We start from the raw sequence: 12,058 nt of genomic DNA on the forward strand, positions 1-12,058 counted from the left end.
CGGAGACCGGCGACGGGCGACGTGTTGCCCTCGTGCACCATGCCCCCTGCGGCTCGTGCGCGCGCTGCCGGGCGGGACACGAGTCGACGTGCGACGCGTTCGCCGCGGCGACGATCAGGCCGGGCGGGCTCGCCGAGCGGGCGCGCGCAGACAGCTGGATCGAGCTGCCCGACGACGTCGACGACGTCCGCGGGACGATGGCCGAGCCGCTCGCGTGCGTGCTGCGCGGGACGGAGCGCCTCCCCCGAGGACGGATCGCCGTCGTCGGACACGGCTTCGTCGGCCACCTCTTCGGGTGGGCGCTGCGCCGGCGCGGCGACGACGTGTTCGCCGTCGACGCCGACCCGCGGCGCGACGGCCCGCGCCCCGACGGGCCGGTCGACGCGGTCGTGCTCGCCGGCGGCGGCGGGAGCGACGAGGCGCTCGGGATGCTCGAGCCCGGCGGCACGCTCCTCGTCTTCGCCGACGCCGGGACGCTGCCCGTCGGCCCCGTCTACCGGCGCGAGCTCACCGTCCTCGGCGTCCGCTCGGCGACGCCCCGGCACCTCGAGGCAGCCGTCGCGCTGCTGCCCGAGCTCGATGTCCCGCCGCCGACCGTGCTGCCGCTCGAGCGCTTCGCAGAGGGCCTCGAGCTGTTCCGGCGACGCGACGCGCTGAAGATCGTCTTCACGCCCTCGGAGCCGTCCGCCCCGGGGTCGACGCCGTGAGGGCGTTGATCTTCCACGGCCCCGGCGACGTGCGCGTCGAGGACGTGCCCCGCCCCGAGCCGCAGGCGGACGGCGACGTGCTCGTGCAGGTCGAGGTCGCCCTCACCGACGGCACCGACCTGAAGGCGTTCCACCGCGGCCACCCCGTGCTGCTCGGCCCGCCGCCGAGCCCCTTCGGCCACGAGTTCTGCGGCGTCGACGTCGCGACGGGACGCCGGGTCGTGGCGGCGAACTCGGCGCCGTGCGGGTCGTGCGCACCGTGCCGTCGCGGGCAGGAGACGCTCTGCGAGTCGCTGCTCCCGCTCCTCAACGGCGCCTACGCCGAGTACATCGTGATCCCGGAGCGGATCGCCCGCGTCAACCTCCTCCCCGTCCCTCCGGGGCTGGCCCCGGAGGTGGCGGCGATCGTCGAGTCGCTCGCCTGCTGCCTCCACGGCGTCACGGCCGCGGGCGTGTCGCCCGGGGACACCGTCGCGGTCGTCGGCCTCGGCCCGATCGGGCTCCTCCTCTGCTCCTGCGTCGCCGACGCCGGCGGGCACCCCGTCGCAGCCGGTGGACGGCCGGAGCGACGCGCGCTCGCGCCTCTCTTCGGCGCCGTCCCAGGCGACCCCGAGGGGGCCGACGTCGTGATCGAGGCGGCGGGCACCACCGAGGCGTGGCTCACGTCGCTGGAGCTCGTCCGTCCCGGCGGAACGGTGCTGGCGTTCGGCGGCCTGCCGCGCAGCGCGCGCGTCGAAGTCGACCCGTACCGCATCCACTACGAGGAGGTGACCCTGCGCGGCGCGTTCCACCACACTCCTCGTGACATGCGCGCCGCGCTCGCCTTCCTCGCCAGCGGCGCCTACCCGTTCGAGCGCCTCGTGACGCACCAGGTCGGCCTCGACGGCGTCGCCGCGCTGTTCGCCGACCCTCCCGACGACTACCTGAAGGCGGCCGTCGTCCCGTGACCCGCACGACGCTGCTCGTCCCCGCGCACGAGGCGGAGCCGGCGACCGCCGGCTGGTGGTCGGAGTGGGAGCCGCCGAAGGCGCGCGGCATCCCCGCTCACGTCAGCGTGCTGTTCCCGTTCGTCCGCACGCACCAGCTCGACGACGACGCCCTGCAGCGCGTCGCCGACGCGGCCACCGCGGTGCCGGCCTTCCCGTACCGGCTCGTGCGCGTCGGCCGCTTCCCCTCGACCGTGTACCTCGAGCCCGAGCCCGCCGCCGGGTTCGCGGCCCTCACGACCGGCGTCGAGGAGCGCTTCCCCGGCGTGCGCGCGTACGGCGGCGTGCACGTGCGCCTCGTGCCGCACCTGACCGTGCTCACGTGCGCCGACCGCACCCTCCTCGACCGGGCCGCCCTCGAGGTCGCGACGGCCCTGCCGATCGACGCCCGCGCGACCGCCGTCTGGCTGATGGGGGAGCGCGAGCACGGCGGCTGGGAACGGCTCGAGTCGTTCCCGCTCGGCGGGGACGGCGACGACGGCTAAAGGCAGCCGCGGCGAAGCGCTAGATCCGTGCGACGACCTCGCCGGCCTCGATCGAGTCGATCGTGACGCCGACAGGAGGGCTCGCCTTCACCATCTCGAGCGCTGCCTGTGTCTCCTCCGCAGTCTCGAAGGTCAACATCGCGGTACCGGTGCTCTCGTCGAGCCTGACCCACTGGGCGGACACGAAGCCGGGTGCCTGCTTCACGCGCGGTATCACCTCGTCCCTGAGCGAAGCGATCGCCCGCTCGAAGTCGTTGAGCGTGCTCCGAATCACGATCGCGTGCATGACGACCTCCCCTGGTCGATGGCGGAGCTCCGACCGTACCGTCACGCCGCCCTTGTGCGCAAGCGCACGAGGTGGTCGGGGACGGTCTCGCCTCCGTGGCACGAACGGCTGAGCGGATCGGTCGACGACCGGCCCGTCGCGAAGCGTCGAGCCGTCTCACCCAGCGACCACCTGGCCGAACGCGGGACTCCGTCGGCCACAATCGATCGCCGTCGCCTCAGGAAGAGGGCGAGCGCCGCGCTCAGCCGAAGAGCGTCAGCTCGGGCTCCCGCTCACCGCGCAGCACCGCGAGGTCGACCTCGGCGCAGGAGATCCCCCGCGACTCGGCGAGCGTCACCGCCTGCGGCTTCAGCCGCTCGGCGACGAGCATGCCCCGGCAGTCGGCGCGCGCCGGGTCGAGGCGGATGCGCTCGAGGTAGCGGGAGAGCTGCTCCACCGCCTCGATCGTCCCGATGCGCTTGACCTCGACCGCGACCCATCCCGCGTCGCCGTCGCGGCACATCAGGTCGACCGGGCCGAGGTCCGTCGGCCACTCGCGCCGCACCAGGCGGAGGCCCTGCTCGAGCGCCGCCGGCGCCGCCGCCAGCGCCTCCTGCAGGTCGCGCTCCACGCCGTCCTTCTCGAGCGGCGCCGCCTCCCCCATGTCGTGCGTGACGTCGCTCAGCACCTCGTGGAGCCGGATCTCGAGCCGGTCCTCGGTCTTGCCCTGTCGCTTGCGGACGACGATCACGCCGTCGTCCTCCTCGACCACCGTCGGCGGCGTCATCCAGTTGAGAGGCTTGTAGCCGCCGGCGTCCGCGTGCACGAGCACGGAGCCGTCGGCCTTGAGCAGGAGCAGCCGCGTCGACTCGGGCAGGACGGCGGTCAGGCGGCCGGTGTAGACGACCTCGCAGCGGGCGACGACGAGACGCACGACGGAGCACCGTACCGGCTCGAACGGACAGGCCGGGATCGCGCCGAGACGAGCTCCGACCGCCGAGACGCGCCCGTGCCGACGGTTCGGGGTCGAAGCCCGGCGCGCTGTCATATAGTCGGCGCGTCAAGTGATCTCTTCCGGATCGGAGGATCGGATGGGCAGGAAGCGCGCAGTGGTCGGGGCGCTCGTCGGAGCAGCCGTCGCGACGCTCGTGTTCACGGCGGCCGTCTCCGCGCGGACGAGCGCCGAGCCGTTCAAGGCCGCCTGGATCTACGTCGGCCCGCACAACGACGGCGGCTGGTCGCAGTCGCACGACAAGGGCCGACTCGCCGTGCAGAAGGCGCTCGGCTCCAAGGTGAAGACCACCTACAAGGAGAACGTCCCCGAGGGCCCACAGGTCGCGCAGGTCATCGAGAGCCTGATCCGGGACGGGAACAAGATGATCTTCGCCACGTCGTTCGGCTTCCAGACGGCGATGGTGGCCGCGGCGAAGAAGCACCCCGACGTCTACTTCGAGATGGCCACCGGCACCGCCCAGGCGAAGAACCTCGCGGAGTACTTCGGCGCGGGCGAGGACTCGATCTACCTCTCGGGCATGGCCGCGGGCGCGGCGACGAAGAAGGGCGTGATCGGCTACATCGTGCCCTTCCCCATCCCCGAGGTGATCCGGCACGCGAACGCGTTCGCGCTCGGGGCCCAGGCGATGCGACCGAACGTCAAGGTGCGCCTCGTGTGGACGAACTCCTGGTTCGACCCGAAGAAGGAGCGGCAGGCGGCGGAGAGCCTCGTCGCGGCGGGCGCGGACGTGCTCGGCCAGAACGTCGACAGCCCCTCGGCGGGTCAGTACGCGGAGTCGAAGAAGATCGCGTGGGTCGGGTACGACTCCGACGCCCGGAAGTTCGCGCCGACGTCGTGGCTGACGGCGGCGATCTACAACTGGAGCGTCTACTACGTGCCGCGCGTCAAGGCCGCGATCAAGGGCACGTGGAAGACCGGCTTCTACTACGGGACGATCAAGGACCGCTTCACCGACATCGCCCCCTTCGGCCCCCGGGTCTCGAAGAAGACGAAGGCGGCGATCGCGAAGAAGCGCAAGGGCCTGATCAACGGGACGTTCTACGAGTTCACCGGGCCGATCCGCGACCAGCAGGGCAAGGTGCGGATCCCCAAGGGCAAGAAGCCGACGATCAAGGACCTCTACGCGATGGACTGGCTGGTGAAGGGCATCATCGGGAGCGCGAAGGGGTAGAACGACCGGCCGGGCCCGACCGACGAGTGGCGTGAGAGGCGCGGCCGGCGCCGTGGCCGTCGAGCGGCCGTCGGAGCCCGGCTCGACCGGAGCCCGTCCCAGGGCGGGCTCCGGTCGGGCGCGGGGCGGATGCACGAGAGCGGAGCGCCCCTCGTGAGCGACGGGCGATCGAGCGCTCCCGGCGGGAACGGCGCCCCGTCTGCCGTCGCCGTCGCGATGCGGCAGATCACGAAGCGCTTCCCCGGCGTCGTCGCGAACGACAGCGTCGACTTCGAGGCGCACGCCGGCGAGGTCCACGCACTGCTGGGCGAGAACGGCGCCGGCAAGACGACGCTCTCGAACGTCCTCACGGGCCTCTACCGACCCGACGAGGGAGAGATCGAGCTGTACGGCGAGCCCGTCCGCTTCCACTCGCCCCGGGACGCGATCGACGCCGGCATCGGCATGGTGCACCAGCACTTCCGCCTCGTCGCCCCGTTCACGGTCGCGGAGAACGTCGTGCTCGGCGAGCATCGCGGCGAGGGCCGCTCCCTCGTCCTCCACCCGCGGTCGATCGAGCGCCACGTCGCGGAGCTCGCCGAGCGGTACGGGCTCGAGGTCGACCCGCGAGCGCGCATCTGGCAGCTCTCGGTCGGCGAGCAGCAGCGCGTCGAGATCCTGAAGGCCCTCTACCGCGACGCCCGGATCCTGATCATGGACGAGCCGACGGCGGTCCTCACGCCGCAGGAGGCGGAGACCCTCTTCGCGACGCTCAGGGCGATGGCGGCGGACGGCCGCACCGTCGTCTTCATCTCGCACAAGCTGCACGAGGTGATGGCGGTCGCGTCACGGGTGACGGTGCTCCGCGGGGGGAGGACGGTCGCGGTCGTCCCCACCGCGGGCGCCACCTCGCGCTCGCTCGCGGCGCTGATGGTCGGTCGGGAGGTGCCGGAGGCGCGTCGGGTCGAGCGCGAGGCCCCGATCGGCGACGTCGTCGTCGCGCTCGACGGCGTCTCGGTGGCCGGAGATCGCGGGGGGCTCGCGGTCGAGGACGTCTCCCTCGAGCTCCGGGCAGGCGAGATCGTCGGCGTCGCGGGCGTCGCGGGGAACGGGCAGCGCGAGCTCGCGGAGGCCGTCTACGGGATCCGCAGCCTCGCGGGCGGCGTCGTCCGCGTCGACGGGCGCCCGCTCCGGGCCGGTGACCCGCGGGCGGCGATCGCCGCGGGGATCGCCCACGTCCCGGAGGACCGGCTCGGCACGGGGCTCGCCCCCGGCCTCAGCATCGCGCAGAACGTCTCCCTCAAGCGGTACCGGGAGGCGCCGGTCTCGCGCGGCCCGCTGCTCCGCGTGCGGCGCATGCGGGAGATCGCGGTCGCACTGATCCGCCGCTACGACGTGAAGGCGCCCGGGCCGGAGACGCCGGCCCGGAACCTCTCGGGTGGCAACCTCCAGAAGCTCGTGCTCGGGCGGGAGTTCGACGGCGAGCCGCGGGTGCTGATCGCGGCGCAGCCGACGCGCGGCCTCGACGTGGGAGCGATCGAGACCGTGCACGGCTACCTGCGCGACGCGTCGGCGCGCGGCGTGGCCGTGCTCATGATCAGCGAGGACCTCGACGAGCTGATGGCGCTCTCGGACCGGATCGTCGTCATGTACGAGGGCGCGATCGCCGGAGAGGTCGACCCACGGTCGGCGAGCATCGAGGAGGTCGGCCTCCTGATGGGCGGAGGGGGCGAGCGGTGAGGCTCGAGCGCCGCCTCGACCAGCCCCGGTGGCTGTCCGTCGCGGTGCCGGTCGGCTCGATCGGCGTCGCGTTCGTGCTGATGGCAGCGGTGCTGCTCGCCACCGGGCACGACCCGCTCTCGACGTACCGCCGCCTCTTCGACTCGGCGTTCTTCGCGAACGGCGCGCTGACCTCGACCCTCGTCTTCTGCACGCCGATCGTCTTCACGGGGCTCGCGGCCGCGGCGGCGTTCCGGATGCAGCTCTACAACATCGGCGGCGAGGGACAGTTCTACTGGGGTGCGATCGCCGGCGTCGGGATCGCCCTCTACCTGGGCGACCACGGCGTCGCGTCGACCCCGGTCTACGTGCTCGCGATGGTCGTCGCAGGCGCGCTCGCGGGTGCGGCCTGGGCGGCGATCCCGGCCGTGCTGCGGGCGTTCGCGAAGACGAACGAGATCATCACCTCGCTGATGCTCAACTACGTCGCGGGGCTCGTCCTCACGTACTTGATCATCGACTCGAAGTCGTTCTGGCGCGACCTCGAGAGCTTCGAGGGGCAGACCTTCCCGCTCGGCAAGGCGATCCCCGAGGAGGCGAAGTGGCCCACGTGGGACATCGGCAGCGTCGCGGTCCCGCTCGGGTTCGGAATCGCGATCGTCGTCGCGATCGCGCTGTGGTTCACCTACGCGCGGACGCGGTTCGGCTTCGAGCTCCAGGTGATCGGCGACTCCAAGCCGACCGCCCGCTTCGCCGGCATGCGCCTGCGCCGGAAGATCATCGCGGTGATGTGCATCTCCGGGGCGATCGCCGGGCTCGGGGGCGCGAGCTACGAGGGCGACTTCGCGTACCAGATCGACCCGACCGGGCTCCAGGCGTCGTTCTTCGGGTACACGGGCATCGTCGTCGCCGCGCTGGCGCGCTACAACGCGCTCGCCGTCGTGCCGGTCGGGCTCCTCCTCGGGGGCCTCCAGAACGCCGGCTACACCCTGCAGGGCGTCGACTTCCCGTCGGGGCTCGTCGGCGTGATGCAGGGCCTCATCCTCTTCTGCGCGCTCGGCGGCGAGGTGCTCGTCCGCTATCGGGTGCGGCTCGGGCGGAGAGCCCGTCGCGCCGCGGAGGCGTCTGCGTCATGAGCCTCGTCGTCGCGGGCAACGTCAACTCCAGCTTCCTCGTCCTCATCCTCGCCTCCGCCGTGCTCTACGGCACGCCGCTCCTCTTCGCCGCGCTCGGGGAGCTCCTCGCCGAGCGCTCCGGGGTCCTCAACCTCGGGGTCGAGGGGATGATGCTCGTCGGCGCGGTGATGGGCTTCTGGGCCGTGCAGCGCCTGCACACCCAGGGGACGGCGACGCTCGCCGCCTCCCTCGTCGTGGCTGCCGCCGCCGGGGGGCTGATGGCGCTGATCCTCGCCTTCCTCGTCATCACCCTCCGGGCGAACCAGATCGTCTCGGGGCTCGCCCTGACGATCTTCGCGGGCGCAGCCGGGCTGTCGTCGTACCTCGGCAACGACCTCGAGCTCAGCGGCGTCCCCGCCGAGCACGTCTTCGCGCCGATCGACGTCTTCGGCCTCGGCGACCTCCCCGTCGCCGGCCCGATCCTCTTCGACCAGTCGGCGCTCGTCTACCTGTCCTGGGGGTTCGTGGTCGCGATCGGCTTCTACCTGGCCCGGACCCGGCCCGGACTGAGCGTGCGGGCCGTCGGCGAGTCTCCTGCGACCGCCGACGCGATGGGCATCAACGTCACGCGCTACCGCTACCTGCACACCGTCGCCGGCGGTGCGCTCGCCGGGATCGGCGGCGCCTGCTTCAGCCTGCAGATCACGCCGCAGTGGGTGAACGGGCTCACGGGTGGCGCGGGCTGGATCGCGGTCGCGCTCGTCATCTTCGCGTTCTGGCGGCCCGAGCTCTGCCTCGTCGGCGCCTACCTCTTCGGCGCGTTCTCCGCCCTGCCGCTGCTCCTCCAGGGGCGCGGCTGGCTGACCGGCGTCCCGTCGGAGGTCTTCACGGCGCTTCCCTACGTGATGACGATCGTCGTCCTCGTCGTCGTCTCGTCGGGCGCTGCGAAGCGGCGGCTCGGCGCACCCGCGGCGCTCGGGATCCCCTACGTGCGCGAAGAGCGCTAGCACCCGCGAGGTTCGGGAGGACTTCCTTCCACGAGGGCCCCGGTCTGTTTAGACTGCGCGCCATGCGCCGCTTCGCACTCGCGCTCCTCGTCCTCCTCGCGGCGGTCGCGCTCGTCTCGGCCGGCTGCAGCGAGGGCGACGCGACGGCGACGCCCGAGACGGTCGTCGGCGAGATCCCGACGACCGGCGGCGAGGGCGAGTGCGACGTCGCGGCCTGCGAGCTCCAGGGCGACCCGGCGGCAGGCGAGGCCATCTTCCTCGGCGCGTCCGGATGCGGCGCGTGCCATGCGCTCGCCGACGCCGGCACGACCGGGGCCGTCGGCCCGAACCTCGACGACACGCAGCCGCCGTACGAGCGGGCGGCGGTGACGATCACGAACGGGCGCGGCGGCATGCCCGCGTTCGGGGGGCAGCTCTCCGACCAGGAGATCGCCGACGTCTCGCAGTACATCGCCGACGCCACCGCCGGCTGAGCAGCTGACGCTCCCCGACGACTTTCCCGGCACCGTCGACGCGTTCGCCGTCGACCTCGACCGCACCCTGATCGGCACCGACGCCGTGCTCGGCGAGCGCACGCGCCGCGCGATCGCGCGGTCGCGGGCCGCCGGGACCCCGGTGCTCGTCGCGACCGGCCGCATGGTGCGGTCGGTGCAGCCGTACCTGCTCGACGCCGGGATCGAGGAGCCCGTCGTCGCCTACCAGGGTGCCGTCGTCGCCGAGCCGGCGACCGGCGCGTTCCTCCTCCACGAGCCGATCCCGCTCGAGCTCGCGCTCGAGGCGATCACCGCGCTCGCCGACGCCGGGCACTCGCCCAACGTCTACGTGGACGACGAGCTCTACGTCCGGGAGCACACCGAGGCCTCGCGCCGATACGCGGAGTTCCAGGGCCTCACGGTGACCGCGGTCGGCGACCTGCTCGGCTGGCTCGACCGGCCGCCGACGAAGCTCGTCGCCGTCCTCGACCCGGAGGGCGTGCCCGCGCTCCGGGCCGGGCTCGAGGAGCGCTTCGACACGCGGCTCTTCGTGACCACGTCCCTCCCCTACTTCCTGGAGCTCGGCCATCCCGACGTCTCCAAGGGGACGGGGCTCGCGTTCGTCGCCCGCCGGCTCGGCCTCGACCTCGCCCGCATCGTGGCGTTCGGCGACGGCGAGAACGACGTCGATCTGCTCCGCACGGCCGGGTACGGCGTCGCCGTCGAGGGGTCGCACCCGGCGCTGGCCCGGGAGGCGGACTGGACGTGCCCGGGCCCCGAGCAGGAGGGCGTCGCCGCGGTGATCGAGGCCCACCTAGACTCCAGGGCGTGATCGACCTCAAGGCGGCACGCAACGACCCCGACGCCTGGCGCGCCGCGCTCGCGCGCAAGGACGCGGCGGAGGCGTTCGACCGGCTGCTCGCGGCGGACGAGGCCTGGCGCGGGCTCGTCCCGCGCGTCGACGAGCTGCGCGGTCGCACGAAGCTGAAGGGGAAGCCGACGCCGGAGCAGCTGGAGCAGCTGAAGCAGGTGAAGGAGGAGCTCCGGGCGGCCGAGGAGGCGCTCGCCGCCGCCGAGGCGGAGCGCGACGCGGCGCTCGGCGACGTCCCCAACCCCCCGCACCCGTCGGCGCCCGACGGGATGGAGGAGGAGGACGCGGTCGAGCTGCACCGCGTCGGCGAGCCGCCCGCGCTCGCCGAGCCGCGCGAGCACGTCGAGCTCGGCCGCTTCGAGATGGAGCGCGCGGCGCGGGTCTCGGGGTCGCGGTTCGGGTACATCGCGGGCGACGCGGCGCTGGTGGCGATGGCGCTCTACCGGATGGCCCTCGACCATCTCGTGCGCAACGGCTTCACGCCGGTGATCCCCCCGGTGCTCGTGCGCGAGGAGGCGATGTACGGCACCGGCTTCTTCCCCACCGAGCGCTCGAACATCTACGAGCTGGAGGCGGACGGCCTCTACCTCACCGGCACCTCGGAGGTGTCGCTCGCCGCCCTCCACATGGGCGAGATCCTCGACGCCGACGAGCTCCCGCTCCGCTACACGGGGTTCTCGACGTGCTTCCGCCGCGAGTCGGGGGCGGCGGGCCGGGACACGCGCGGAATGTTCCGGGTGCACCAGTTCAACAAGGTGGAGATGTTCGTCTTCACCGAGCCCGAGGCCTCGTGGGCCGAGCACGACCGGATGCTCGCCCTCGAGGAGGGGCTGCTCGCCGAGCTCGGCCTCCCCTACCGGGTCGTCAACGTCGCCGCCGGCGACCTCGGCGCCCCGGCGGCGAAGAAGTACGACATCGAGGCGTGGTTCCCGTTCCAGGAACGCTACCGCGAGGTGACGTCGTGCTCGAACACGACCGACTACCAGGCCCGGCGTCTCGGCATCCGGGCGCGCGGCGAGGGCGGGCTGCAGACGCCGCACACGCTGAACGGGACGATGGTCACCGACCGCGCTCTGCTCGCGATCCTCGAGAACTTCCAGGGCGAGGTCCCGGCGGCGCTGCGCGAGTACGGCGCGCCGGCGCAGGTGCGCGCCTAGCAGCCGAGACGGCGGTCGCGGGCGCTACCGCTGCCGGACGAGGTGCGGGTCTGCGCCCTCGTCGAAGCGGCGCACGAACCACGAGAGGCCGTGCTCGACGCGGACGCCGGGCCCGCGCGCCTCGTAGTAGTCGACCGTGGAGACGCCGATCTCGGCGAACGCCTCCTGCAGGACGCACGTCGAGCCGGGCGTCATCGCGGGCGCCGCCGCCGGCAGCTCGTAGATCGGGTCGGCGCCGTGCTCGACGCGGATCTGGTTCACGCGCCGCAGGACCTGCCCGAGCTCGTCCTCGGCGGCGTCGCGACGCTCCTCCTGCCCCGTCAGGGGCGCTCGTACCTCTGCCATCACCTCAGGATATCCCCGCCGCGTACCGTCACGAGCGACGGCGGGGGGAGCATCGTCCTCCGTATGTCAGCGGAGCGGGAGGGATTCGAACCCCCGGGCCCGCGTGAGCGAGCCAGCTGCTTTCAAGGCAGCCGCATTCAGCCAGACTCTGCCACCGCTCCGAGCTCGTGCGTCTCCTTCAGGGTAGACCGCCGCCCGGCGTGACGCGCCACCGCCGAGAACGCACGATCGCGGGATGGCGGCGGCCGGCGATCCCACGTGCGCGACGATTCCGACCCGCGGAGGGTCGATTCTCTGCGCGCCTGTCGCAGTACGAGCGGGCTCCTCGAGCGCGAACGCCCACCCGAGTCGCCACGACTCGCACCGCCACGGGGAAGCGCTACTGGTGTCTTCTCAGAGCAGGACGACGAGGGCCGTCGCGAGCGCCACCCAGAACACGACGCACGAGAGAACGGAGACGATCAGGCCCCAGTTCCATCCGTACGCGTGGGCGACGGGTCGCCTGGCCTCGACGAACGCAGCTGACGCGACGTCCATGAGCGAAGTGTTCGGCGCGGAGCGGACGGAGTCCTCTCGCCGAGCCACGAGCGTCGGCCGCGGCGATCGCCGCCCCCCAGGCAGCAGAGCGAGGGCACGACCACGACGGCCGCGTAGACGAGCACGCCGTTGCGGGCCGCGAGCACGAGCACCGGCACGGTCTCGAGCTCGGCGAGCCGTGCGGCCGCGATCACGATCGGCATCACGGCCGTACGAGTCCGGGTCT

Annotated in this window: 13 protein-coding genes, 1 tRNA gene and 1 pseudogene; 10 read left to right on the forward strand and 5 right to left on the reverse strand. The window is 72.9% G+C overall.

The window, feature by feature from the left end; all coding sequences use genetic code 11:
* The 3 genes and pseudogenes from AC162C_RS03170 to AC162C_RS03180 all read left to right on the forward strand — a co-directional run.
* Window positions 1-707 (forward strand): annotated as a pseudogene (locus tag AC162C_RS03170) (hypothetical protein); the annotation flags it as partial.
* Window positions 704-1,654 (forward strand): zinc-dependent alcohol dehydrogenase, encoded by a 951-nt coding sequence (locus AC162C_RS03175; protein ID WP_484096275.1) that lies wholly within the window; start codon window positions 704-706, stop codon window positions 1,652-1,654. The pseudogene AC162C_RS03170 and the gene AC162C_RS03175, both read left to right, overlap by 4 nt.
* On the forward strand, window positions 1,651-2,178 hold the full coding sequence (locus tag AC162C_RS03180; protein ID WP_484096276.1) for a 2'-5' RNA ligase family protein: 528 nt from the start codon (window positions 1,651-1,653) through the stop codon (window positions 2,176-2,178). Before AC162C_RS03175 ends, AC162C_RS03180 begins: the two co-directional genes overlap by 4 nt.
* Window positions 2,179-2,197: 19 nt before the next feature.
* Here AC162C_RS03180 and AC162C_RS03185 read toward each other — a convergent pair whose 3' ends face one another.
* Both AC162C_RS03185 and nucS read right to left on the reverse strand, forming a co-directional pair.
* The gene (locus AC162C_RS03185; RefSeq protein ID WP_484096277.1) at window positions 2,198-2,509 is read right to left on the reverse strand and encodes a hypothetical protein; all 312 of its coding nucleotides are present in this window, start codon (window positions 2,507-2,509) and stop codon (window positions 2,198-2,200) included.
* A gap of 196 nt (window positions 2,510-2,705) precedes the next feature.
* Window positions 2,706-3,377 carry an endonuclease NucS gene (gene nucS / locus AC162C_RS03190; protein WP_484096278.1) on the reverse strand — a complete coding sequence of 224 codons (672 nt, stop codon included), beginning with the start codon at window positions 3,375-3,377 and terminating at the stop codon, window positions 2,706-2,708.
* A gap of 157 nt (window positions 3,378-3,534) precedes the next feature.
* On the opposite strand from nucS, the gene AC162C_RS03195 reads away from it, so the two are divergent.
* The 7 genes from AC162C_RS03195 (at window position 3,535) to serS (ending at window position 10,950) form a co-directional block, all read left to right on the forward strand.
* On the forward strand, window positions 3,535-4,629 hold the full coding sequence (locus AC162C_RS03195) for a BMP family ABC transporter substrate-binding protein (RefSeq protein WP_484096279.1): 1,095 nt from the start codon (window positions 3,535-3,537) through the stop codon (window positions 4,627-4,629).
* 153 nt (window positions 4,630-4,782) lie between these two features.
* On the forward strand, window positions 4,783-6,348 hold the full coding sequence (locus tag AC162C_RS03200) for an ABC transporter ATP-binding protein (protein ID WP_484096280.1): 1,566 nt from the start codon (window positions 4,783-4,785) through the stop codon (window positions 6,346-6,348).
* Entirely contained in the window at window positions 6,345-7,463 is a 1,119-nt protein-coding gene (locus AC162C_RS03205; RefSeq protein ID WP_484096281.1) for an ABC transporter permease, read from the forward strand. The genes AC162C_RS03200 and AC162C_RS03205 overlap by 4 nt, the downstream gene beginning before the upstream one ends.
* Window positions 7,460-8,449, forward strand: a complete 990-nt coding sequence (locus tag AC162C_RS03210; RefSeq protein ID WP_484096282.1) for an ABC transporter permease — start codon at window positions 7,460-7,462, stop codon at window positions 8,447-8,449. The genes AC162C_RS03205 and AC162C_RS03210 overlap by 4 nt, the downstream gene beginning before the upstream one ends.
* A gap of 62 nt (window positions 8,450-8,511) precedes the next feature.
* Window positions 8,512-8,922 (forward strand): c-type cytochrome, encoded by a 411-nt coding sequence (locus AC162C_RS03215; protein ID WP_484096283.1) that lies wholly within the window; start codon window positions 8,512-8,514, stop codon window positions 8,920-8,922.
* Between the two features lie 4 nt (window positions 8,923-8,926).
* A complete protein-coding gene (locus AC162C_RS03220; protein WP_484096287.1) occupies window positions 8,927-9,754 on the forward strand; it encodes a Cof-type HAD-IIB family hydrolase in 828 nt (275 codons plus the stop codon).
* Window positions 9,751-10,950 carry a serine--tRNA ligase gene (gene serS / locus AC162C_RS03225; protein ID WP_484096284.1) on the forward strand — a complete coding sequence of 400 codons (1,200 nt, stop codon included), beginning with the start codon at window positions 9,751-9,753 and terminating at the stop codon, window positions 10,948-10,950. The genes AC162C_RS03220 and serS overlap by 4 nt, the downstream gene beginning before the upstream one ends.
* Before the next feature lie 24 nt (window positions 10,951-10,974).
* On the opposite strand, the gene AC162C_RS03230 is transcribed toward serS, so the two are convergent.
* The 3 genes from AC162C_RS03230 to AC162C_RS03240 form a co-directional block, all read right to left on the reverse strand.
* A complete protein-coding gene (locus tag AC162C_RS03230) occupies window positions 10,975-11,295 on the reverse strand; it encodes a hypothetical protein (protein ID WP_484096285.1) in 321 nt (106 codons plus the stop codon).
* Between the two features lie 70 nt (window positions 11,296-11,365).
* Window positions 11,366-11,456 (reverse strand) — tRNA-Ser (locus tag AC162C_RS03235).
* A gap of 232 nt (window positions 11,457-11,688) precedes the next feature.
* Window positions 11,689-11,832 (reverse strand): hypothetical protein, encoded by a 144-nt coding sequence (locus AC162C_RS03240; RefSeq protein ID WP_484096286.1) that lies wholly within the window; start codon window positions 11,830-11,832, stop codon window positions 11,689-11,691.
* Window positions 11,833-12,058: the final 226 nt, after the last annotated feature.

This window comes from Gaiella sp., assembly GCF_057140465.1.